Source organism: Streptococcus suis, from assembly GCF_902702775.1.
Taxonomy (GTDB): domain Bacteria; phylum Bacillota; class Bacilli; order Lactobacillales; family Streptococcaceae; genus Streptococcus; species Streptococcus hashimotonensis.
The window spans coordinates 117711-141193 of the sequence record NZ_LR738724.1 but is presented as its reverse complement, the minus strand read 5'-3'; the positions used below and the strand labels follow the sequence as shown (position 1 = coordinate 141193).

The 23483-nt window shown below is 43.0% G+C and carries 24 protein-coding genes and 1 riboswitch; of the genes, 5 read left to right on the top strand and 19 right to left on the bottom strand.

The window, feature by feature from the left end; translation table 11 throughout:
• The first annotated feature begins 369 nt into the window (after positions 1-369).
• Positions 370-600 carry a DNA-dependent RNA polymerase subunit epsilon gene (locus GPW69_RS00895; RefSeq protein WP_002938523.1) on the top strand — a complete coding sequence of 77 codons (231 nt, stop codon included), beginning with the start codon at positions 370-372 and terminating at the stop codon, positions 598-600.
• Positions 601-603: 3 nt separating this feature from the next.
• On the top strand, positions 604-2283 hold the full coding sequence (gene rnjA, locus GPW69_RS00890; protein ID WP_029752426.1) for a ribonuclease J1: 1680 nt from the start codon (positions 604-606) through the stop codon (positions 2281-2283).
• A 327-nt stretch (positions 2284-2610) separates the two neighbouring features.
• Here the strand turns inward: rnjA and glnA are convergent, their stop codons facing one another.
• From glnA to groES, 10 genes are all read right to left on the bottom strand, one after another.
• Positions 2611-3957 carry a type I glutamate--ammonia ligase gene (gene glnA, locus GPW69_RS00885; RefSeq protein ID WP_011921751.1) on the bottom strand — a complete coding sequence of 449 codons (1347 nt, stop codon included), beginning with the start codon at positions 3955-3957 and terminating at the stop codon, positions 2611-2613.
• Between the two features lie 28 nt (positions 3958-3985).
• Complete coding sequence (locus GPW69_RS00880; RefSeq protein WP_002940041.1) at positions 3986-4357, bottom strand: MerR family transcriptional regulator; 372 nt, start codon at positions 4355-4357, stop codon at positions 3986-3988.
• Positions 4358-4432: 75 nt separating this feature from the next.
• Positions 4433-4948 (bottom strand): FUSC family protein, encoded by a 516-nt coding sequence (locus tag GPW69_RS00875; protein WP_024414154.1) that lies wholly within the window; start codon positions 4946-4948, stop codon positions 4433-4435.
• Positions 4949-5577: 629 nt separating this feature from the next.
• Positions 5578-6777 carry a phosphoglycerate kinase gene (locus GPW69_RS00870; protein WP_014637337.1) on the bottom strand — a complete coding sequence of 400 codons (1200 nt, stop codon included), beginning with the start codon at positions 6775-6777 and terminating at the stop codon, positions 5578-5580.
• Between the two features lie 258 nt (positions 6778-7035).
• Complete coding sequence (gap, locus tag GPW69_RS00865) at positions 7036-8046, bottom strand: type I glyceraldehyde-3-phosphate dehydrogenase (RefSeq protein ID WP_002938507.1); 1011 nt, start codon at positions 8044-8046, stop codon at positions 7036-7038.
• 206 nt (positions 8047-8252) lie between these two features.
• Positions 8253-10334 carry an elongation factor G gene (gene fusA / locus GPW69_RS00860; protein ID WP_002938501.1) on the bottom strand — a complete coding sequence of 694 codons (2082 nt, stop codon included), beginning with the start codon at positions 10332-10334 and terminating at the stop codon, positions 8253-8255.
• 326 nt (positions 10335-10660) lie between these two features.
• Complete coding sequence (gene rpsG / locus GPW69_RS00855; RefSeq protein WP_002940031.1) at positions 10661-11131, bottom strand: 30S ribosomal protein S7; 471 nt, start codon at positions 11129-11131, stop codon at positions 10661-10663.
• A gap of 16 nt (positions 11132-11147) precedes the next feature.
• Positions 11148-11561 carry a 30S ribosomal protein S12 gene (gene rpsL / locus GPW69_RS00850; RefSeq protein WP_002940030.1) on the bottom strand — a complete coding sequence of 138 codons (414 nt, stop codon included), beginning with the start codon at positions 11559-11561 and terminating at the stop codon, positions 11148-11150.
• Positions 11562-11791: 230 nt separating this feature from the next.
• Complete coding sequence (gene groL, locus GPW69_RS00845) at positions 11792-13414, bottom strand: chaperonin GroEL (RefSeq protein ID WP_024393522.1); 1623 nt, start codon at positions 13412-13414, stop codon at positions 11792-11794.
• 10 nt (positions 13415-13424) lie between these two features.
• Positions 13425-13706: a co-chaperone GroES gene (gene groES / locus GPW69_RS00840; protein WP_074391341.1), complete on the bottom strand. Its 282-nt coding sequence runs from the start codon at positions 13704-13706 to the stop codon at positions 13425-13427.
• Positions 13707-13903: 197 nt separating this feature from the next.
• Here groES and GPW69_RS00835 point away from each other — a divergent pair, with 197 nt between their 5' ends.
• A complete protein-coding gene (locus GPW69_RS00835; protein ID WP_074391340.1) occupies positions 13904-14149 on the top strand; it encodes a hypothetical protein in 246 nt (81 codons plus the stop codon).
• A 113-nt stretch (positions 14150-14262) separates the two neighbouring features.
• Here GPW69_RS00835 and GPW69_RS00830 read toward each other — a convergent pair whose 3' ends face one another.
• Complete coding sequence (locus GPW69_RS00830) at positions 14263-14658, bottom strand: single-stranded DNA-binding protein (RefSeq protein ID WP_074391339.1); 396 nt, start codon at positions 14656-14658, stop codon at positions 14263-14265.
• 65 nt (positions 14659-14723) lie between these two features.
• Here GPW69_RS00830 and GPW69_RS00825 point away from each other — a divergent pair, with 65 nt between their 5' ends.
• On the top strand, positions 14724-15503 hold the full coding sequence (locus GPW69_RS00825) for a DUF2785 domain-containing protein (RefSeq protein WP_074391338.1): 780 nt from the start codon (positions 14724-14726) through the stop codon (positions 15501-15503).
• Between the two features lie 32 nt (positions 15504-15535).
• Here the strand turns inward: GPW69_RS00825 and ytpR are convergent, their stop codons facing one another.
• Genes ytpR through GPW69_RS00805 form a run of 4 tightly spaced genes read right to left on the bottom strand, consistent with a single transcriptional unit; the run spans position 15536 to position 17779 of the window.
• The gene (gene ytpR, locus GPW69_RS00820; RefSeq protein WP_074391337.1) at positions 15536-16159 is read right to left on the bottom strand and encodes a YtpR family tRNA-binding protein; all 624 of its coding nucleotides are present in this window, start codon (positions 16157-16159) and stop codon (positions 15536-15538) included.
• 18 nt (positions 16160-16177) lie between these two features.
• Positions 16178-17134 carry a DUF1002 domain-containing protein gene (locus GPW69_RS00815; RefSeq protein WP_074391336.1) on the bottom strand — a complete coding sequence of 319 codons (957 nt, stop codon included), beginning with the start codon at positions 17132-17134 and terminating at the stop codon, positions 16178-16180.
• 43 nt (positions 17135-17177) lie between these two features.
• Positions 17178-17498, bottom strand: a complete 321-nt coding sequence (locus tag GPW69_RS00810) for a thioredoxin family protein (protein ID WP_074391335.1) — start codon at positions 17496-17498, stop codon at positions 17178-17180.
• A complete protein-coding gene (locus tag GPW69_RS00805) occupies positions 17495-17779 on the bottom strand; it encodes a DUF4651 domain-containing protein (RefSeq protein WP_024383185.1) in 285 nt (94 codons plus the stop codon). Before GPW69_RS00805 ends, GPW69_RS00810 begins: the two co-directional genes overlap by 4 nt.
• Before the next feature lie 212 nt (positions 17780-17991).
• Here GPW69_RS00805 and pepA point away from each other — a divergent pair, with 212 nt between their 5' ends.
• Positions 17992-19053, top strand: a complete 1062-nt coding sequence (gene pepA, locus GPW69_RS00800) for a glutamyl aminopeptidase (RefSeq protein WP_074391334.1) — start codon at positions 17992-17994, stop codon at positions 19051-19053.
• A 44-nt stretch (positions 19054-19097) separates the two neighbouring features.
• On the opposite strand, the gene GPW69_RS00795 is transcribed toward pepA, so the two are convergent.
• From GPW69_RS00795 to GPW69_RS00780, 4 genes are all read right to left on the bottom strand, one after another.
• Complete coding sequence (locus GPW69_RS00795) at positions 19098-20354, bottom strand: bifunctional folylpolyglutamate synthase/dihydrofolate synthase (protein ID WP_074391333.1); 1257 nt, start codon at positions 20352-20354, stop codon at positions 19098-19100.
• A 55-nt stretch (positions 20355-20409) separates the two neighbouring features.
• Positions 20410-20961 carry a folate family ECF transporter S component gene (locus GPW69_RS00790; protein WP_074391332.1) on the bottom strand — a complete coding sequence of 184 codons (552 nt, stop codon included), beginning with the start codon at positions 20959-20961 and terminating at the stop codon, positions 20410-20412.
• Between the two features lie 45 nt (positions 20962-21006).
• Positions 21007-21152: riboswitch (THF riboswitch) on the bottom strand.
• 125 nt (positions 21153-21277) lie between these two features.
• On the bottom strand, positions 21278-22465 hold the full coding sequence (locus GPW69_RS00785) for an acetate kinase (protein ID WP_044680792.1): 1188 nt from the start codon (positions 22463-22465) through the stop codon (positions 21278-21280).
• Between the two features lie 49 nt (positions 22466-22514).
• Positions 22515-23468, bottom strand: a complete 954-nt coding sequence (locus GPW69_RS00780) for a class I SAM-dependent methyltransferase (RefSeq protein WP_024414316.1) — start codon at positions 23466-23468, stop codon at positions 22515-22517.
• Positions 23469-23483 lie beyond the last annotated feature (15 nt).

Genomic DNA, 23483 nt, shown 5'->3' with positions numbered 1-23483 from the left:
TTGTTATTTCTAGTAGGTTAATGGATCGAATCGATTTGTCATTCTAGTAAGTCACATCACTATCTGGCAGTTGACAGGCATTTCTCGGCACAATTGAACTTAGTCTTAGTAATCTCAACACACTCGGAATCCTAACTCATTTCTTTGATTTATCCCCTTCTGAAATACCGAATTTCTGAAAATCATGACACTTTTCCATTTTCCTACCAAACCCTTTTACCATCAGCATATTTTATGGTATAATGAAGAGTACATTTAGACTGAATAAATTGACAACTCGAGAAAATTGAATAGGCATTACCAGACAGCCCCAACTGTTTGGGGCTTTTTTCATAGTTGCCAGTCAAAAAGAAAGGAACTATACTACACATGATTTATAAAGTATTCTATCAAGAATCAAAAATTAGCCCACGTCGCGAGCAAACACGCGCTCTTTATCTAGACATCGATGCTGCATCAGAATTGGAAGGTCGTATTATCGCACGTGAATTGGTGGAAACCAACCGCCCTGAATACAACATCGAATTTATCGACCTCTTATCAGACAATCATCTTGAATACGAGAAAGAGCACGCAGATTTCAAAATTACGGAGTTTTAATCCATGTCATCAGTCAATCTAAAACCTCATGAAGTTGGCGTTTTCGCCATCGGTGGTTTGGGAGAAATCGGGAAAAATACCTACGGTATCGAGTATAAGGATGAAATTCTCATCGTCGATGCCGGTATCAAGTTCCCAGAAGATGACCTATTGGGTATCGACTACGTTATCCCAGACTACTCCTACATCGTTGAAAACCTAGACCGCGTTAAAGGTCTGGTTATTACCCACGGGCACGAAGACCACATCGGAGGCATTCCCTTCTTACTCAAGCAAGCCAATGTCCCAATCTATGCTGGACCTTTAGCCCTCGCCCTCATTCGAGGCAAATTGGAAGAACACGGACTGCTCCGTGATGCGACTTTGCATGAAATCAATCATAATACAGAGTTGACCTTCAAGCACCTCAAAGTCAGCTTCTTCCGTACCACCCACTCCATTCCAGAGCCACTCGGTATCGTCGTTGACACCCCGCAAGGAAAAATCGTCTGTACCGGTGACTTCAAGTTCGATTTCACTCCAGTTGGCGAGCCAGCAGACCTTCACCGCATGGCTGCCCTCGGTGAAGAAGGCGTTCTCTGCCTCCTCTCCGACTCGACAAATGCTGAAGTCCCAACCTTTACCAACTCGGAAAAAGTGGTCGGTCAGTCCATCATGAAGCTGATTGAAGGCATCCACGGACGTATTATCTTTGCTTCCTTTGCCTCCAACATCTTCCGTCTTCAACAGGCGGCTGATGCAGCGGTTAAGACCGGACGCAAAATCGCTGTCTTTGGACGTTCCATGGAAAAGGCCATTGTTAACGGTATCGAGCTCGGCTACATCAAGGTGCCTAAGGATACCTTCATCGAGCCAAACGAGATCAAAGAATACCCTGCCAGCGAGATCATGATTCTCTGTACAGGGAGCCAAGGAGAGCCTATGGCAGCACTCTCTCGCATCGCCCACGGTACCCACCGTCAAGTGCAACTCCAGCCAGGCGACACGGTTATCTTCTCGTCCAGTCCTATTCCGGGAAATACCACAGGTGTCAACAAGCTCATCAATATCTTGATTGAAGCCGGTGTCGATGTGATTCACGGTAAAATTAACAACATCCACACCTCTGGGCACGGTGGTCAACAAGAGCAAAAACTCATGCTCCGCTTGATCAAACCAAAATACTTCATGCCTGTCCATGGTGAATACCGCATGCAAAAAATCCATGCCAGCCTAGCTGTTGATACAGGCGTTCCAAAAAATAATATCTTCATCATGGAAAACGGAGATGTCCTTGCTCTGACAAAAGATTCTGCACGTCTCGCAGGTCAATTCAACGCCCAAGACATCTATGTCGATGGAAACCGCATCGGTGAAATCGGCGCAGCAGTCCTCAAAGACCGCCGCGATCTTTCAGAAGATGGTGTTGTCCTTGCAGTAGCCACTGTCGATTTTAATTCTAAGATGATATTAGCAGGACCAGACATCCTCAGTCGCGGTTTTATCTATATGAGAGAATCTGGCGAGCTCATTCGCGAAAGCCAACGCGTCCTTTTCAACGCTATCCGCATCGCCATGCGCAACAAAGACGCAAATATCCAAACAGTCAACGGCGCCATTGTTAACGCCTTACGACCATTCCTATACGAAAAAACAGAGCGTGAACCAATCATTATCCCAATGATTCTGACGCCTGACCGATAACACACTAAAATCCCATAGGTGAAACCTCTGGGATTTATTTTATATTAATACTCTTCGAAAATCAAAATTATCCGTTGTCAACTTGCCTTGATGAACTCCAGTTCTATCTTCGGCTTCGTTTCCTAGGCTACTTTTGATTTTCATTGAGTATAACAAGATAACCCAGCTTGAAAAAAGACCGATTTCAAGCTCATGTCCATCCCCTCGCCCTACTATTTCTTAGCTCAGGCTGAAACAGTCTCTTCCCAGACTACTTCACTCCACTGGACCATTACCCGCTTTCTAGTTTCTCGGCTCGTGAACAAAGGACCCGTCGGGGTCCTTTGTTTAATACATATCCAAATAGTTGTCGATTTCCCATTGGGAAACGTAGGTTGCGTAGCTTGCCCATTCGATTTTCTTAGCTTCCAAGAAATTCGTATAGATATGATCACCTAAAGCTGCACGAACTACCTCATCTTCACGAAGAGCTTTCAATGCATTGTGAAGAGTTGAAGGAAGATCAGTGATTCCTGCTTCACGACGCTCCTCATCAGACATTGCATAGATATTAGATTCTACTGGGGCTGGTGCTTCAATCTTATTTTGAATACCTTCCAAGCCAACTTCCAATAGAACGGCCATAGCTAAGTATGGGTTGGCAGTTGGATCAACCGAGCGCAATTCCAAACGAGTTCCCATTCCACGTGATGCAGGTACGCGAACCAATGGTGAGCGGTTTTTACCAGCCCAAGCAATATACACAGGAGCTTCAAAGCCTGGAACCAAACGCTTGTAAGAGTTCACTGTCGGGTTTGTAATAGCAGTATAGTTATAAGCATGCTTAATCAAACCACCAAGGAAATGGTAAGCAGTTTGAGACAGCTGCATACCGCGAGGATCTTCTGGATCAAAGAAGGCATTATTCCCATCCTTATCAAAGAGTGACATGTTACAGTGCATACCTGAACCAGCAATACCAAACTTAGGCTTGGCCATAAATGTCGCATACATACCATGCTTACGAGCAATTGTTTTAACAACTAACTTGAAGATTTGAATATTGTCACAAGCTTTTAAGACATCCGCATATTTGAAGTCAATTTCATGCTGACCTACTGCCACTTCGTGATGGCTCGCTTCAACTTCAAAGCCCATCTCTGTCAAGACATTGACGATTTCGCGACGTGTATTATCAGCCAAGTCCGTTGGTGCGAGGTCAAAGTAACCACCTTTATCATTTACTTCAAGCGTTGGATTTCCTTGTTCGTCCATCTTAAAGAGGAAGAATTCTGGTTCTGGACCAAGGTTGAATGAAGAGAAACCTGCCTCTTCCATGTGACGAAGCGATTTCTTCAAATTTCCACGTGGGTCACCAGCAAAAGGCTTAGCATCTGTTGTATAAATATCACAAATCAAGCCAGCTACACGGCCATTTTCATCACCCCAAGGGAAGATAGTCCATGTATCCAAGTCTGGGTAAAGATACATATCTGATTCATTGATACGAACAAATCCTTCAATAGATGAACCATCAAACATGACCTTATTTGACAAAACCTTTTCGACCTGCTCATCAGTTGCTGGAATTTCTACGTTTTTCATCACTCCCATGATGTCTGTAAACATAAGACGTAGGAAGGTAACGTTTTTCTCTTTGATATCACGCTTGATATCTGCCACTGTGAATGTCATTATTTTTCTCCTCTATTTTAAAAGCTAATTACGACGAACGGAAAATGGAACTAGGACTTGAAAATCGTCCCTGACGACTGAATTCATCATGTAAGATACGACGGACATCTTCATCAGTCAAGGTTTTCTGCTGTTTTTGGACCTTAGCTTTCGCTTCCCGATTTGCATATTCCTTCTTAATCGCAGCAATATTCAAACCTTCATCCAAAAAATCCTTGATTTCTAAAAGTAAGTCCATATCGTTTAGAGAATACAAGCGACGATTCCCTTCATTGCGATCGGGCTTAATCAAGCCTTGATCTTCATAGTAACGAATTTGACGAGCAGTTAAATCTGTCAACTTCATCACACTACCGATCGGAAAGATGGCTAAGGAACGACGAAACTCTTTTTCTCTCATAACGAACTCCTTTCTGCCTACCATTATAGGAGAATTTTTTTTTTAGGTCAATAGGCGATGTTATATTTTGTGACATCATTTATCCTGAAAACGTTTTTTTATAACATTCACATCATAATTAACTAGAATCGCAATGAAAACTCCGATAAAGGTTTCAAACACACGAATAAACACATATTGAATCGTATCACCAGCAGGGATAGACAATGTAATAATTAATAAAGCTGACACTCCACCAATAATTCCCGCTTTATTATTCATCGCCACATTTGTCATAATCGTTAACATGACAAATATCGGAACAAAAACCGCAGTTACCCAAAAATGATCTAAGAATAATCTATCCAAAATAAAGAAAAGTAGCGCATAAAAACCACCAATAGAATTACCCAGAATACGAGAAGCTCCAAAATGGACACTCTGATCGAAGTCTTCTCGTAAACTAAACACAGCCGTCAAAGCCGCAATCTGAATCCCTTGCCACCCCATAAAACCAAACAAAAGAATAACTAGGAAGACTGCCAAACCCGATTTGAACGTCCGCATCCCCAACCGAAATTTCTTTGGATCAAATGTATATTTTTTTAACATACCTCTATTCTAACATGATTTCGGAAAATAGAATAGCAAATACCTGCCCAGCTTTTCTTTTCTCCTAAGCTCGACAGGAAAAGCCTCCTGTTCACACCAGCTTTTCAAAAAACCAATAATCTGCCACTTTAAATCAGCTGCAAGAAGGAACCCAGAAGTAAGATAAACGAATAGACGCTGTAAAAAAACAACGTCTTTTTGCATTTATATTTTTGTTTGGTAGCTGAATGGCAGTTGTGACCAACCTATTCAGCCTTACGGAGTTCAAATAGCCCAGTGGACTATTTGAAGTTAGCACCCAATAAAAACAAAGTGACGAGCAACGGAATCATTTTTGACAGAAGCTTCGCTTCTTCTATTTCCAACCTCAAAATATCCCCCAGATATTTTGAGCTGACTTACCGCCTATTTTTCAGTAAGTGCTGCGAGACCAGGCAATACTTTTCACCTTGCTAGACTTTCTAACTCGCTTAGCTTCGTAGAAACTCTACGCGATGCACAAAATGCAACGGAAATCCGTTGCATTTTAGCCTTTACCTAGGCTGATTTTCTAACTCACTACGTTCACAGAAAATCTAGCCTTTGCACTAGAAAAGAGCTGGTTGCCCAACTCTTTTCGTCGCAAGTTTTTACTTTTCAGTAAGAGCTGCAAGTCCTGGAAGCACTTTGCCCTCAAGAAGTTCCATTGATGCACCACCACCAGTTGAGATCCATGAGAACTTGTCTGCACGGCCAAGGTTGATAGCCGCTGCTGCTGAGTCACCACCACCGATGATTGATTTCACGCCTGGTTGTTTCACGATCGCGTCCATTACACCGATTGTACCAGCTTGGAAGTCTGGGTTTTCAAATACACCCATAGGTCCATTCCAAACAACTGTTTTCGCACCAGTCAAAGCTTCGTCAAACTTAGCGATTGACTTAGGACCGATGTCAAGACCAAGGAAGCCTTCTGAAACTGCTTCGCCTTCAGTGTCGCGAACTTCAGTGTATCCAGCAAATGCGTTAGCTTCTTTTGAGTCAACTGGCAAGATCAATTTACCGTTAGCTTTTTCAAGAAGTGCTTTTGCTACATCCAATTTATCTTCTTCTACAAGTGAGTTACCGATTTCGATACCTTGAGCTTTGTAGAATGTATACGTCATACCACCACCGATAAGAACTTTATCAGCTTTTTCAAGAAGGTTCTCGATAACACCGATCTTATCAGATACTTTTGAACCACCAAGGATTGCTACAAATGGGCGTTCTGGAGTTTCAACAGCTTCTTGGATGTAAGCAATTTCGTTTTCCAAAAGGAAACCAGCTACTGCTTTTTCTACGTTTGCTGAGATACCAACGTTTGATGCGTGTGCACGGTGTGCAGTACCAAATGCGTCGTTAACGAAGATACCGTCACCAAGTGAAGCCCAGTATTTACCAAGTTCTTCGTCGTTTTTAGATTCTTTCTTACCATCAACATCTTCGAAACGAGTGTTTTCAACAAGGAGAACTTGTCCATCTTCCAAAGCATTGATAGCTGCTTCCAATTCAGCACCACGAGTAGCACCTGCAATGAAAGCAACGTCTTGACCCAATTTAGCTGCCAAGTCAGCTGCTACAGGAGCCAATGATTTACCTTCTTTGTCAGCTTCTTCTTTCACACGACCAAGGTGAGAGAAAAGAATTGCACGTCCACCTTGCTCAAGAATATACTTGATAGTTGGAAGAGCTGCTGTAATACGGTTATCGTTAGTGATAACGCCATCTTTCAAAGGCACGTTGAAGTCCACGCGAACAAGAACTTTTTTGCCTTTCAATTCTACATCTTTAACAGTCAATTTTGCCATTAGATAAGAACTCCTTAAATTATATTTACTTTACCATTGTATCATATTTTCTGTATTTTTTCTTGCATAAAGATATTTTTTTCACAAATGTTATGAAATCTAAAACTATCGCCTCGTAATCAGATTTTTCAAATTCTAAAATTGCCAAACCAGAAACAACTCATCTCATTCATATTTTTAGCATAAGAAAACAGCCATATTCCAGCAATCCGAAAATACAAAAAAAGAGGCCGAAGCCTCTTCGATTTTCACTAAGGATTATTTAGCGATTTTTGCGAAGTACTCAAGAGTACGAACAAGTTGTGCAGTGTAAGACATTTCGTTGTCGTACCATGAAACAACTTTAACCAATTGCTCGCCATCAACTTCGATAACTTTAGTTTGAGTTGCATCAAACAATGAACCGAATGAGATACCTACGATATCTGAAGATACGATTTGGTCTTCAGTGTAACCAAATGATTCAGTAGCAGCAGCTTTCATAGCAGCGTTTACTTCTTCAGCAGTTACTTTCTTGTCAAGAGTTGCAACCAATTCAGTTACAGAACCTGTTGGAACTGGAACACGTTGTGCAGCACCGTCAAGTTTACCGTTCAATTCTGGGATTACCAAGCCGATAGCTTTAGCAGCACCAGTTGAGTTAGGAACGATGTTTGCAGCAGCAGCACGTGCACGACGAAGGTCACCACCACGGTGTGGTCCGTCAAGAACCATTTGGTCACCAGTGTAACCGTGGATTGTAGTCATCAAACCTTTTTGAACGCCAAATGCATCGTGAAGAGCTTTAGCCATTGGTGCCAAACAGTTTGTAGTACATGAAGCACCTGAGATAACTGTTTCAGTACCATCAAGGATGTCGTGGTTAGTGTTGAAAACAACAGTCTTAACATCGTTACCACCAGGAGCAGTGATAACAACTTTTTTAGCACCGTTAGCGTGGATGTGTTGCTCAGCTTTTTCTTTAGAAGCAAAGAAACCTGTAGCTTCCAAAACGATATCTACGCCATCAGTAGCCCAGTCGATGTTTCCTGGCTCGCGCTCAGCAGAAACTTTAACGAATTTACCGTTAACTTCGAAACCACCGTCTTTAACTTCAACAGTACCGTCGAAACGACCTTGAGTTGTGTCATATTTCAACAAGTGTGCAAGCATTACTGGATCTGTAAGGTCGTTGATACGAGTAACTTCAACACCTTCTACGTTTTGGATACGACGGAAAGCAAGACGACCGATACGTCCGAAACCGTTAATACCAACTTTAACTACCATGAATGATTTCCTCCTTATGAAAATCGAGTTCTTTATTTTAAAAGGCAAGCCTTTTAATCCTTTTGTGAAAATATTAACTTGTAAGCCTACAAGCATCTTTTCAACGTTTTTATTATATAACTATTTACCGAAAATTGCAAGAGTTTGCATACTTTAATGCAGGAACTTACATAGAAAAAGGCAGCCGAAGCTGCCTGGGTTAGCAATTATGCATTGCCACCGTTTTTCTTAATGATTTCATCTTGTACAGATTTTGGTACATCTTCGTAGTGGTCAAATACCATCATGAAGGTACCGCGACCTTGTGTTGCTGAACGAAGAACAGTTGCGTAACCGAACATTTCAGCAAGTGGCACATAAGCACGAACGATTTGCGTGTTACCACGAGCTTCCATACCATCGACGCGACCACGACGTGCAGTAACGTGACCCATAACGTCACCAAGGTTATCTTCTGGTGCAGTGATTGTTACAAGCATCATTGGCTCAAGGATAGTTGGTTGAGCTGATTTAGCTGCTTCTTTAAGGGCAAGAGACGCTGCCACTTTGAAGGCTGTTTCAGATGAGTCGACATCGTGGTATGAACCATCGTAAAGCTTCGCTTTAACGTCAACGATTGGGTAACCAGCAAGAACACCGTTAGCCATAGATTCTACGAGACCCTTTTCAACCGCTGGGATGAATTCACGTGGAACCACACCACCGACGATAGCGTTCTCGAACTCGAAACCTTTACCTTCTTCGTTTGGTGTGAATTCAATCCAAACATCACCGAATTGACCTTTACCACCAGACTGGCGTTTGAAGAAACCACGAGCTTGTGTAGAAGCGCGGAATGTTTCACGATATGATACTTGAGGAGCACCTACGTTTGCTTCAACCTTGAATTCACGACGCATACGGTCAACAAGGACATCCAAGTGCAACTCACCCATACCAGAGATAACTGTTTCACCAGTTTCAACGTTTGTTTCAACGCGGAATGTTGGATCTTCTTCAGCCAATTTAGAAAGGGCAATACCCATCTTGTCTTGGTCAGCTTTAGACTTAGGCTCAACCATCAATTGGATAACTGGTTCTGGAACGTGGATTGACTCAAGGATGATTTTTGCTTTTTCATCTGTCAATGAGTCACCAGTTGTAGTATCTTTCAAACCAACCGCAGCGGCGATGTCACCTGCATAAACAGTTTCAATTTCTTGACGGCTGTTTGCGTGCATTTGAAGGATACGTCCGATACGCTCACGTTTACCTTTAGAAGTGTTCAATACGTATGAACCGCTGTTAAGGACACCTGAATATACACGGAAGAATGTCAAACGACCTACGAATGGGTCAGTCATGATCTTGAAGGCAAGAGCTGCAAATGGCTCTTCATCTGATGCATGACGCTCTTCTTCAGCATCTGTATCTGGGTTAACACCTTTAATAGCAGGGATGTCAAGTGGGCTTGGAAGGTAGTCGATAACCGCATCAAGCATCAACTGAACACCTTTGTTTTTGAAGGCTGAACCACACAATACTGGGAAGAATTCAACGTTGATAGTTGCTTTACGGATAGCAGCTTTTAATTCTTCGTTTGTGATTTCTTCACCTTCAAGGTATTTCATCATCAATTCTTCATCAGTTTCAGCAACTGCTTCAACCAATTTTTCACGGTATTCTTCAGCTTGCTCAAGGTATTCAGCTGGAATATCTTCTTCAAGAATATCTGTACCAAGGTCGTTAGTATAGATTTCAGCTTTCATCTTGATCAAGTCGATGATTCCACGGAACTCATCTTCAGAACCGATTGGCAATTGGATTGGATGAGCATTTGCTTGAAGACGCTCATGAAGTGTGCTTACTGAGTAAAGGAAGTCAGCACCGATTTTATCCATTTTGTTAGCGAATACGATACGTGGAACACCGTATTCAGTTGCTTGACGCCATACTGTTTCAGTTTGCGGCTCAACACCTGATTGTGAGTCAAGAACGGTTACCGCACCATCAAGAACGCGAAGTGAACGTTGTACTTCGATTGTGAAGTCCACGTGTCCTGGTGTGTCGATGATGTTTACACGGTGGTTATTCCATTGAGCTGTTGTCGCAGCAGATGTGATAGTGATACCACGCTCTTGCTCTTGCTCCATCCAGTCCATTTGTGATGCACCTTCGTGAGTTTCACCGATTTTGTGGATTTTACCAGTGTAGTAAAGAATACGCTCAGTTGTCGTTGTTTTACCCGCGTCAACGTGCGCCATGATACCGATATTACGAGTTTTTTCTAATGAAAATTCGCGTGCCATGAGGTTTGTTCTCCTATATTTTTAGTTTTCTATTCTGATTATACCATATTTTAAGAAAAGCGAGTGGGTAAATCCCACCCGCTTAAGTTCTTACTAATGGTGTGAAGTGGTTGAGGCAAGCCTCAATCCGATTTTTGATGGTTGAACGATAAGTTGGTGCATAATCTCAATTGATTTATGTAGAACTGACTTAACGTCCTCACATCTTAATTAGTTGAGTTCGGACTAAAAATTCTGGAAAAAAGATAAATCTTCCTTGGACCTTAAGGTCCATCGTCTGATTTCCTATTTTTCCTTGAATTTTCTTAACGTCCTCACATCCTATCTTACCAGCGGAAGTGTGCGAATGCGCGGTTTGCTTCTGCCATTTTGTGAGTATCTTCACGTTTCTTAACAGCTGCACCTGTGTTGTTTGCTGCATCCATGATTTCTTTCGCAAGGCGATCAATCATAGTGTGCTCACCACGGTTACGAGCGATTGTTACCAACCAACGAAGACCAAGTGTTGTACGACGCTCTGGACGAACTTCAACTGGGACTTGGTAGTTAGAACCACCGACACGACGTGCACGTACTTCAAGTACAGGCATGATGTTTTCCATTGCTGTTTCAAATACTTCAAGTGCATCGTTACCAGTTGCTTCTTTGATTTGATCAAAAGCACCGTAAACGATTGATGCAGCAGTACCACGTTTACCGTCCAACATAACACGGTTGATCAAACGAGTTACCAATTTTGAGTTATACAATGGATCTGGCAATACTTCGCGCTTAGGCGCTTGATTTTTACGACTCATTTATATTTCCCCTTTCTTAGCCTTTTGGACGTTTAGTACCGTATTTAGAACGGCCTTGCTTACGATCGTTAACACCTGCAGTATCAAGTGCACCACGAACGATATGGTAACGTACCCCTGGAAGGTCTTTTACACGTCCACCACGAAGAAGAACAACGCTGTGCTCTTGCAAGTTGTGACCGATACCTGGGATGTAAGCAGTAACCTCGATAAGGTTGCTCAAACGTACACGAGCAAATTTACGAAGGGCTGAGTTAGGTTTTTTAGGTGTCATTGTTCCGACACGAGTTGCAACACCGCGTTTTTGTGGTGATGAAACGTTTGTTTGAACTTTTTTACGGCTGTTGTAACCAACGTTCAAAGCTGGTGATTTAGATTTTTCTACTTTAGACTTACGTGGTTTACGTACCAACTGGTTAATTGTAGGCATCTACATTCTCCTGTATATATTTTTTATTTTTGGTGATAGGGCATTGGTGACAACCCCTATCTGTGTGTACTTTTGCAACATTTGTCAGCACGTCCCTGTACACTCTTGAGAGACCAAAAGTAAAAAGTACCGTCTAATATAGTACCACATCCCAAACCCATTGTCAAATAGATATGTTTGAAATTTTCAAGAAAAAACACAGCCAATCAGCTGTGTCATTTTGCTATTTCTTAGTAGCCCATACCCATTCCATCCATACCTTGTGGCATAGCTGGAGCGGCTGGTTCTGGTTTGTTGGCAACGACTGCTTCTGTCGTCAAAATCAAGCTGGCTACGGAAGCCGCATTTTGAAGAGCTGAACGTGTTACTTTAACAGGGTCAATGATACCTGCATCCATCATGTTGACCCATTCGCCTGTCGCTGCGTTAAAGCCAGTGCCAAGTTCTGAATTCTTCAGTTTATCAATGATAACTGAACCTTCATAACCTGCGTTATAGGCAATCTGACGAACTGGTTCTTCCAAGGCACGAAGGACAATATTGCGTCCTGTTTCATCGTCTCCTTTCAACTCCAATTTCGCTACGCTATCGATAACATTGACAAGGGCTGTACCACCACCGGCAACGATCCCTTCTTCAACTGCGGCACGTGTTGCGTTGAGGGCATCTTCGATACGGAGTTTCATTTCTTTCAACTCAGTCTCAGTAGCGGCACCGACCTTGATAACTGCAACACCGCCTGATAATTTGGCCAGACGCTCTTGCAATTTTTCACGGTCAAATTCTGAAGTTGTTCCCTCAATTTGTGACTTGATAACAGCCACACGGTTGGCAATGGCTTCTGGATTTCCAGCACCTTCAACAATGGTTGTACCATCTTTGTCGACCACAACTTTGGCAGCCTGACCAAGTGCTTCAATAGTCGCATCTTTCAAGTCCAAACCAAGGTCTTCTGTAATCACTGTACCACCTGTCAAAATCGCAATGTCTTCCAACATAGCTTTGCGACGGTCACCAAAGCCGGGCGCCTTAACAGCAACAACATTGAACGTGCCACGAATCTTGTTGAGAACAAGGGTAGGAAGAGCTTCGCCATCCACATCGTCAGCAATAATCAACAATGGACGATTGGTTTGGAGAATGCTTTCCAAAAGTGGCAAAATATCCTGGATATGAGAAATTTTCTTATCGGTAATCAAGATGAATGGATTTTCAAGTTCAGCTACCATCTTTTCATTATCTGTTACCATGTATTGTGACAGATAACCACGGTCGAATTGCATACCTTCAACCACATCCAATTCTGTCTCCATACCGCGAGATTCTTCGATAGTGATAACGCCGTCTGTTCCCACGCGCTCCATAGCTTCTGAAATGTACTCACCAACTTTTTCAGAACGGGAAGATACTGCTGCGACTTGAGCAATTTCAGCTTTATTCGATACAGGACTTGCTTGTGCTTTCAAAGCCTCAACTGCTGTTGCAACTGCTGCTTCAATCCCGCGACGGATACCGATTGGATTGGCACCTGCAGTTACGTTTTTCAAACCTTCACGAACAATAGCCTGAGTCAAAACAGTGGCAGTTGTTGTACCGTCACCAGCAATGTCATTGGTTTTTGAAGCCACTTCGGATACCAACTTAGCACCCATATTTTCAAAATGGTCTTCCAACTCGATTTCTTTAGCAATGGTCACACCGTCATTGGTAATGAGTGGTGAACCGTAAGCTTTTTCCAAGACAACATTACGACCTTTTGGCCCCAAGGTTACTTTGACTGTATCAGCCAAAATATCGACACCACGGACCATGCTTTCACGTGCATCTGCTGCAAATTTAATTTCTTTTGCCATTTTTCTACCTCTATTCTACAATTGCCAAAATGTCTGCTTCACGGATGATGTGAACGGTCTGGTCTCCGTCTTTAACTTCCAATCCTGCATGGGCATCAATCAAAACAGTATCTCCAACTGCCACTGCTGGGGCAACCAAGTCACCATTCAAGGTACGAATCCCTTGTCCGATCGCTAGGACACTTGCTTCTTTTGTCTTTTCTTGACTTGTACCTGCTAGGACAAATCCACCAACTGTTTGTTCTTTTTCTTCAATTTTTACGACGATACGATCGCCCAATGGTTTCAACATGGTATTACCTCCTGGTCTTTTTAGCACTCTTTACCTCCGAGTGCTAATTCACATTTCCTATTGTATCACTTGGTCAAAAATAGTCAAGAAAATTCTATTCCTTTTTCGTGAAAATCCTTCTTAAGTATGAGATAGAATTTACCTATTCATTATTGGTAAACTATGCTATACTATTTTTAACAAGTTAGGGGGTATTCATGAAAATTTTTAGAGATTTAAAAACAGATTACCTAGAAAGCCGATTTTCAGCCTACGAAAGTTTTGCAGAATGGTTTTTAAAACGTAAATTAGGCTTTTGGGGGAAAATGATATTCGCCTATCTACTCTGGCTAGTCTGGATATTTTTCTTTAGCCACCCTCATTACATCATCTTTTTCTTCTACGGCGTTATCCTATTGTCACTGATTGTTATGCTAGTAGAATGGTGGAAATATAGAAAATGAACAGCAAAAAACGCCAACTTTCGTCAGCGTTTTTAAGGAGATATGAAAAATATTTAGGATTGACTATAGTATAACCTACTTTTCAACATTCTCCATCGGTCTTGGGACGGATATTAAAACGGCAATTCTTCCTCTTCCAAGACCAAGTCAGCTAGGTCATCGCCAGTATTATTTTCTCGCATGGCACGTTGGGCGCGGCTTTCGAGCAACTGGAAGGTATTGCCCAAGATTTCGGTCACATAGTGGTTGCTGCCATCTTTTTCGTATTTTCGCGTCCGCAACTCACCATCAATAGAAATTAAACTTCCTTTACTACCATAAGAGACAAGTGTTTCCGCCAGTTTTCCCCAGAAAATAACATTCAAAAAGTCTGCCTCACGCTCGCCATTTTCTGTTTTGAAACGGCGATTCACAGCAATTGTAACACGAGTCAGATTTTTGCCATTTGGCGTTTGAGTCAGTTCCGGTTGGGCCGTCAAGCGACCGATTGCAATGATTTTATTATACATTTTTTATCCTCCTACTTATTTATTCGTAGGAAAGATGATAAAACGATGAAAAAGGAGAAAAATAGATGAAAAATATCCTTACCTCAAAGTTGCAAGCCACCCAAGCTTATACCAATCAGGAGCTAGTCTGGTTGCTGGAAAACATCGGTCATCCAGATCCTGCTATACGCAACGATCTGGTTTATACTAGTTTTTGCCACATCTTTCTAAATGGTTTGATTACAAGAGAACAAGCACAGTCGCTACTGCAATTCTCTCAAGAAACCAATCCCCTTTCCCTAGAAAGCTCCACACTAAAACGAAGTTTTACTTGCTTGCTTTACTGTCTTCTGCTGTCTGTTGACAATGACCAAGATTCTGAGTACTCTGCATTTTTAAGCACTGACGACCGCGAACTGCTTTTCCAACAGGCCTTGAATTATTTGACGATTGAAAATGACTGGTCTGGCTACGATGAAAAACTCGGCTGGATCCATACCGCTGCCCACGGAGCAGATTTTCTTCTGGCTGCAAGCTGTCATGAGCAATTTCCCAATGATAAAACCGAAGAAGTCTGGCAGGCTATTGTCACTTGTCTAAAGAAACAAAAGCAAGTTTTCTCCGCTGGTGAAGAAATCCGTCTGGCACAAATCCCTGTCTACCTCCTGCTGAATGAAAAAGTGTCAAGCCAGGAGCTGGCAGAATGGATTAACAAGCTAGACTTTCCCAACCAAGAACCTCTGGACTACTTCCGGTGGCTCAACCTCCAGCATTTCCTGTCCAGTCTCTACTTCCAACTCAATTCACATCAGACTTTGACAGCGGAACTCCAACAAGCTATTGAAGGAAAAATTGAAACAGCATAAAAGAATTGGCCATCTGACCAATTCTTCTTTTTCTATCCCTTCCAGTGTTTTACTGGATCAAAGGCTTCTCCGACCACTGCGGAGTCGTCCAATTCAATAATACCACGGACTTGTGGTGCGTTTGGCAGAGCCAATTCACGCGGACTGCACATCATACCAAAGCTATCTTCACCACGCAACTTCCCTGGGAAAATCAGGCTACCGCTCGGCATCATTGCCCCCGGAAGAGCTACAATGGTTTTCAAACCTTGGGCAGCATTTGGGGCACCAGCTACGATTTGCACTGTTTTACCACCGACATTGACCTGACAGATATTGAGGTGGTCGCTGTCTGGATGAGGAACCAATTCCACAATCTGACCGACTACGAACTTTGGAGCATTGTCGTTAACCAAGCTTTCAGTAAAACCTTCTTTTGCCAATTCTACATTCAAGGTCGCAACTTGCTCGTCTGTCAGGAAAACCTGACCATTTCCGGCAATCTCAATCAAACTTGATGCTTCAAAGATATTCCAAGCCACTGTTTTTCCTGTTTCCTCTAGGAAAACACGCGCCACTTGACCCTTGCGTTCAAACTGGACAGCTTGTCCCTTGTCCTCAGCAACAATCACCATCAGAACATCGCCGACGTGTTCCTTATTATATGTAAAAATCATTTCTTTTTCATTTCTCCTTTATGCAAATAGACCGGTCAAGCCTTTCCAAAGATTTTCAAAGAAGGCACCGATTTTTTCTAAAATCCCTGAATCTTGTAGATTCTTATAGGCTTCTGAAATTTGTTGCTCCGCCTGTTGTTTGAACTGGTTGAGCTGGGCAGCAACCTCAGCCGAATCAATGGCAGAGGTTTCCTGATAAGCTTTGGCAAAGGTAACCAATTTTGAAACTTCATCTGCTGTGATGACATTTTCCAAACCGTTATTGGCCAAGACATCGTTAATAATAGTATTGATGTCTGATTCAGAAGCTACCTGACCATTGGACTTTTTGTAGTCGGCAAGAGCTGTCTTGATTTCCGCTACCGCCTTATCCAAGGCTGAACTATCAAAATTGGAGTCACCTGTATGAGCCGTCGCTACTTCATTGACTGTCTCTAGCTCTTGTTGAGCTACTTCGGTTCGAGCTGTATCAACTGTTTCACCATTGGCCGCGAGAGCCTTGTAAACACCTGTCAGGGCAGACTCCCCCGTTACCTGAATCGGAGAAGCTACATCAATCAAGACATCCGTCGCACCAGCTGTAATAGCCGCATTGGCATACTGCGTCTCGGTAATCAAGGTGATGTTCTGCGGCGTCTTAATATCCACCACAACCCCTTTTCCAGCATCCTGCTTTTGCACCAAGATAGATGAATAGAGGGAGGCTGTGTCCGCTCCAGATGTACCTAAATATTGGTCCATATCCGTGCCAACAACCACCTGACGACTGACATTATTAACATCCGAAATACCAAATAGATTGTTAACCTCTGTCGCCTGCGCATCTGACAAACCGCCACCGTAGACCAGGGTTGGCTTGCCCCATTTTTCATTGATAATATCCGTCTGAATCTCCGCTTGCACCAAAGGAGCAAGACTCAAACTCAACCCCAGCACCACAGGCGCTAGAAGGATTCTTCCTAGTGATTTCTTCATGTTCTTTCCTTTCTTTTGGACATAGCAGAGCTTCTCTGCTAATTTATCTACCCAGTCCAGATAAGAAGTTCATGATTTCTTCCTTGGTCTTGCGATTCTTATCGACAAAACGACCGATTTCCTTACCATTTTCCAAAACAACCAGACTTGGAATGCCTAAAATAGCCCATTCCTGCGCCAAAGGCATAAAGTCATCTCGATCCAGTTGCACAAAACGGAAATCTGGAAAAGCCTCTTCGATAGCTGGCAAATGCGGTTTGATATAGTGGCAATCTCCACACCAAGTCGTCACAAATAGAAAAACAGTTGACTTGCCATCTTCAATCAAGGCAGCTACTTCTTCAAGATTTGTTGGAAAAATCATCTTTCTTCCTCCCTGTATTGAATAGAACCTTGGGTATTTTCAAATAGAAATACCTGTCCTGCCTCCATCACAACCCCTCCGATGAGAGTTGTCTGCGTAGAAGCTGTTTCATCCACATAGACCGTGGCAATCTCTCCTAAATCAGCGAAAAAGTCACGCACCTCCTGCAAGGCCTGTGCTTTTTTACGGTCTTCTTGGATTTTACGGTAAAATTGAGCACTAGCGGTGAGCACACCTGCCCCCAATAAGCCTGCTAGCAAGGCTGTCTTTTTCTTTTTCATGTTGACTATTTTATCATATTTCCTCGGAATTTTCCCAAAAATGCCATTGGACTTGTGACAGCTGAGACAAACTCTCCACAAACATATGAAAACGATTCAGTTTTCAGAAAGCATGATTTCATCATGTGTTTATTGTTTATTTTCCCATATTTTCAAGACAAGTCTAGCTCTTCGTGATAAAATAGTAGTAATCATGTCATGGAGGAAGAAGTATGACTCTTTTTGAAAAAATTAAAGAAGTTACAGAATTGCAAAGCTTACCGGGATTTGAAGGACAGGTTCGCAACCACATCCGCCAAAAAATCACACCGCATGTGGACCGCATTGAAACAGATGGACTAGGTGGAATTTTTGGCATCAAGGATACGGCTGTTGAAAACGCACCTCGTATCCTTGTAGCCGCTCATATGGATGAAGTCGGCTTTATGATTAGCCAAATCAAGCCAGACGGTACTTTCCGTGTTGTCGAGCTGGGAGGCTGGAACCCTTTGGTCGTATCAAGTCAAGCCTTCACGCTTCAACTACAGGACGGTCGGACCATTCCTGCCATTTCAGGTTCAGTGCCTCCCCATCTTTCTCGTGGGGCTAACGCTCCCGGCATGCCTGCCATTGCTGATATTATTTTCGATGCTGGTTTTGCCAATTATGACGAAGCTTGGACGTTCGGCGTTCGTCCGGGGGATGTCCTGGTACCCAAAAACGAAACCATTCTAACAGCCAACGGAAAAAATGTTATTTCTAAGGCTTGGGACAACCGCTTCGGTGTCCTTATGGTGACTGAGTTGTTGGAAAGCCTATCCGGTCAATCTTTGCCAAATCAGTTGATTGCTGGGGCAAATGTGCAAGAAGAAGTCGGCCTACGTGGAGCTCATGCTTCTACAACCAAGTTCAATCCAGATATTTTCCTTGCTGTTGATTGCTCGCCAGCAGGCGATATTTATGGCGACCAAGGAAAAATTGGTGACGGAACCCTGCTTCGTTTCTACGACCCAGGTCATATCATGTTAAAAAACATGAAAGACTTCCTCCTCACAACTGCTGAAGAGGCTGGGGTGAAATTTCAATACTACTGCGGTAAAGGTGGAACAGATGCTGGTGCAGCTCACTTGAAAAACCATGGTGTTCCATCAACAACTATCGGTGTCTGCGCTCGCTACATCCATTCACACCAAACCCTCTACAGCATGGATGACTTCTTAGAGGCCCAAGCCTTCTTGCAAGCCATCGTTAAAAAGCTAGACCGCTCAACGGTTGATTTGATTAAAAATTATTAAAATAAAAGACTTTGCTAGGTAGAATGCCCGGCAAAGCCTTTTTTCTATAAAATTTCCTCTAAAATGTACTTCCTCACATAGGTAATGAAATAAAGCGAGCCTGTAATCAGGTAAAGTTTTTGGGGATTGTCCAAGTCCGCCTGCTCCAACCACTCCTGATAGGTCTGAACTCGTTCATAGCCTGACGGATAATCTTCTAACTGTACCGCTCTGAAATCGTCAAAAGTTGTCACGCTAACAGGTCCAAATTGGCTAAGCTGGGACAACATCTGGTCCACTGGCTTAGTATTGATAGCTGCAAAGAGGATTTCAATATCCCTGTCCGCGTACTTTTCTTCCAAGAGTTGTGTCAGGACGGCGATGCTTTCATTATTGTGGGCTCCGTCAATCATGAGCCTTGGTTGTATCAATTCTAAGCGGCCCGGCCAGATGGCTTGGGACAAGCCCTGGCTGATGGTTTCATTGGTAATCTTTGGAAAATGAGGTCTGATGAGCTGAGCTGTGGTCACTGCCAAGGCTGCGTTGACCTCTTGGTGACGCCCCTGCATCTGTAGCCTCAAATCCTCAACACGGCCGAAGGGGCTTGAAACCGCAAAGCCTGCTCTGCTATTTTCCAAAAGAATCTCCCGCTCCACCGCATAGGTCGGACTCTGAAGCTGATGGGCGTACTCCTCAAATACTGCCACCACTTCTGGCTGGTCGGTCGCATAGAGGAGGGGAACTCGCTCACGCAAGACAGCAACCTTGTGACGGGCTATGGCAGCATGAGTCTCTCCCAAAAAAGCTTGATGGTCCAAACCGATAGAAGGACAAACTACCGCTAGAGGATTAAGGACATTGGTCGCATCCTGCAAACCACCCATACCTGCCTCCACCAAAAGAATATCGGGACGCTGGTAGTAGGCAAAGTAGACAAACATAGCCACTACTACAATCTCAAACTCTGAGATGGCATCCAGTCCAGCCGCCTGGTCCAAGTCCTCAATCAAGGGTTGCAAGTCTGTCACAATCCTCGCAAAATCTTCCTCCGAAATCATCTCCTGCTCAAAGACAATCTGCTCTCGAAAATCAATGATGGACGGCGATGTAAAGCGACCGACGGTGTACCCCGAAGACCGTAAGATAGACTGTAAGGCATTGAGGGTCGAACCCTTTCCATTTGTTCCAACAAAGTGAATAGTCGGCACTTGAAGCTGGGGATTGTCCAAGCGTTCCAAGAGCCAGTTGACACGCGCAACGCCATTTTCTAAATCTGATGCAGGGCGATTCGATAGCCACTGACGAGTTTCTTGATAATCCATGATTCCCTCTCTACAAAAGCAGCAACAGGGGGATGACCTGTTGCTCGATACTGTTTTATTTAATACCCATTAACTTGGCCAATTCAGGTATTTTTTGTAAACTTGGCAAGACAAGCATGGTCACGACAATGCGTAACGGAATTTCAAAAATAGCCTTAATCAAACGACTGCTATACAAGGCAATCCAAGGAGTTCCAAAATGGAAATGGAGGGCAATCGGTGTCATGATAAAGGAAATCACAACCTGAATCAAGACAACTACACCAGCCACATAGAGCCAATCAGCTTTGTTTTTAATATTCAGCGGCTTCTGATAAAAGAACCAGCCGTAGATAAAAGCCGATACCGCCTCAATCAAAATCCAAGTGAAGAGAACAGTTTGCCCGCTAAACAAGACAAAGACTGGGTCTGAAATAGCCGCAAAGACAGCCGCCCAAACTGGACCAGCAATAGCTCCCAAAATAGTATTGGGAATGAAGGTAAACTGGACCTGCAAGGTTTCCGAAATCCGAATGGAGAAATAGTTCTCCACAACCATAACCAAGGCAAGGGTCATCGCAATAGCAGTCAACAACTGCACCGTTAGTTTTGGAATCTTCTTTTCCATAAAAAATGCTCCTTTTTCAAAAAAATGGAGCTGTCGTTTGTATTCGACAGCGGATGCAATGGTTTACCGCGCTACTCTCAGCCAGACCCCAATGTTCCTACTCTAGGAGACATCAGATACAAGCAAAGATCAGCTTCGTTATGTGGCAACATCCCATCCACATACACTTGACGCAAACCATCTACTCTGTGCAAATTTCTTTGCCAGTCTATTGTATCACACACTATATATTTTGACCACTTGCTAAAAACTATACCTTTCTAAAGGTATAAACTATAAGAGAAACTGGCAGTCTCCGACTGCCAGTTAGTTTTTCTTATTTCAAACGTTCAACTTCACGCGCAATAACCAATTCTTCATCCGTTGGAATAACCAAGACACGAACTTTTGATTCTGGCTTTGAAATGTCACCATTCGCACCACGAACATTCTTAGCTGGGTCTATTTCGACACCGAACCAAGACAAACCTTCTACTACGTCATTGCGCATAAGCGGTGCATTCTCACCCATACCTGCCGTGAAGACAATAGCATCCGCACCATTCAGAACCGCAAAGTATTGACCAATGAATTTCTTGATGCGATCAATAAAGATATTATAAGCCAAAACAGCATCTGGGTTCTTAGCTTCCAAACCTGATTCAATGTCACGCATATCGCTTGAATAACCCGATACGCCAAGCAAACCTGATTGTTTATTCAGCATGTTAACAACATCCGCAGCATCCTTTAACTCATCAACATTTGCAATCAAGTAAGGAATAATCGCTGGATCAATATCTCCCGAACGAGTACCCATCATTGGACCAGCTAGAGGAGTGAAGCCCATAGAAGTGTCAACTGATTGACCGTGGTAGTTGGCAGTAATAGATACACCATTTCCGATGTGAGCCGTAATCAATTTTAATTCCTCAAGCGGACGTCCCAATACTTTTGCTGCCTCATGCGCTACATAATAGTGGCTAGTTCCGTGAGCTCCGTACTTACGAACCTTGTGGTCGGTATAGTACTTTTGTGGAATCGGATAAAGATAGGCATGCTTTGGCATCGTAGTGTGAAAGGCTGTATCAAAAACAGCTACATTCAAAACTTCTGGTAGTACTTCCTCAAATGCACGCATTGCTGCTACGTGAGCAGGGTTATGAAGCGGTGCCAAAGCACTTAGTTCTTCAATTTGCTCAACCTCTTTTGGTCCAATAACAGCTGATTCTTTGAAAATCTCTCCACCTGCAACAACACGGTGTCCGATACCAGTAATTTCCTCGTAAGCAGCGATGATGTTGTGTTTAAGCAAGTCTTCTAGGAGAATCTTAACCGCAACCGTATGATTAGGAATATCTAAAACTTCACTTTCTTTCTTTCCATCATACTTAACTGTTGAGATGGAATCATTCAAACCGATGCGCTCAATAATCCCTGCTGCTAGTACTGTTTCTTCTGGCATTTGATAAAGTTGCCATTTTAGACTTGAACTACCTGCATTAATTGCAATTGTTTTTGACATATCTTACCTCTTTTAAAGCGTTTTCCTAACTAGTATAACAGATTTTCACTTAAATTGCATTCTCTTGCTTCCAATTTTTGAAATTGAGCATGAACTTCTGAATAGCTTCTGGTTCTTGAAGACTTTGTAAGGGATAAACAAACGGCGCCAACGGTCTTGCAGCTTTCTTTTGCAAGACAAAAATAGACTTGGCCATAGCAGCCTTCCCAAAGAGATTTGGTGGCAGGGCAATCATGGCAACGATATTGGCTTGCTCCTGTAACCAGCCTTTCAGTAAATCGCTTTGCGGACTAGTCAACAAATCATTTGGAGCCAAGAGAATAGCGAATCCATCCTTTTCCAGATATTTGAGGGACTGTTCCATGAGTAAATGATGGGCGTAGGTATGTTCATTTGGGCTGGCAACCTGATAACGGCTGGCAATCTGGTCATCTGGATAGTAGCCAATAGGCAAATCTCCCAAAATCACTTGACTTTCCTTCAAAATCTGCGGACGTACCGCATCTCCCTGAGCAAAAGAAATATCTGCCTGCATGACATCCGCAATACTTGCCGACAAATCAATCAAGAGGTCGTCCACTTCAATCCCCAAGTAATCTAATTCTTTCTGGCTGGCGTTGAGAATGGTCTGAGCTAGATTGCCTGTCCCCGAACCAATTTCCAGAACCGTCACCTTGGAAGTAGATACTAGTTGGTCCACTAGAAAAGATAGGATAAATCCGATAGAGTCTGGTGTGAACTGGTGATTATACTGCATGGGTTCAGTCTGATTGGCCTTGATGAGCAGGAATTGGAAGGCACGACGCCATTCTTCCTTGGTTAAATCTAGTTGTTTCAAGGTCTTGTTATTATTGACAACAAGATCTGTCTCATGCTGACCAGCTACGTAAGCAGCATTTTGCTCAATCATGGCATCGTAGATATTGGTGCCTAGCTGGTTTTGGATAGTCTGTACGTTTTCTAATAGCAGGTCGTAAGCCTGTTCGATCTTTTCAAAATTCATACTCTTATCTTATCA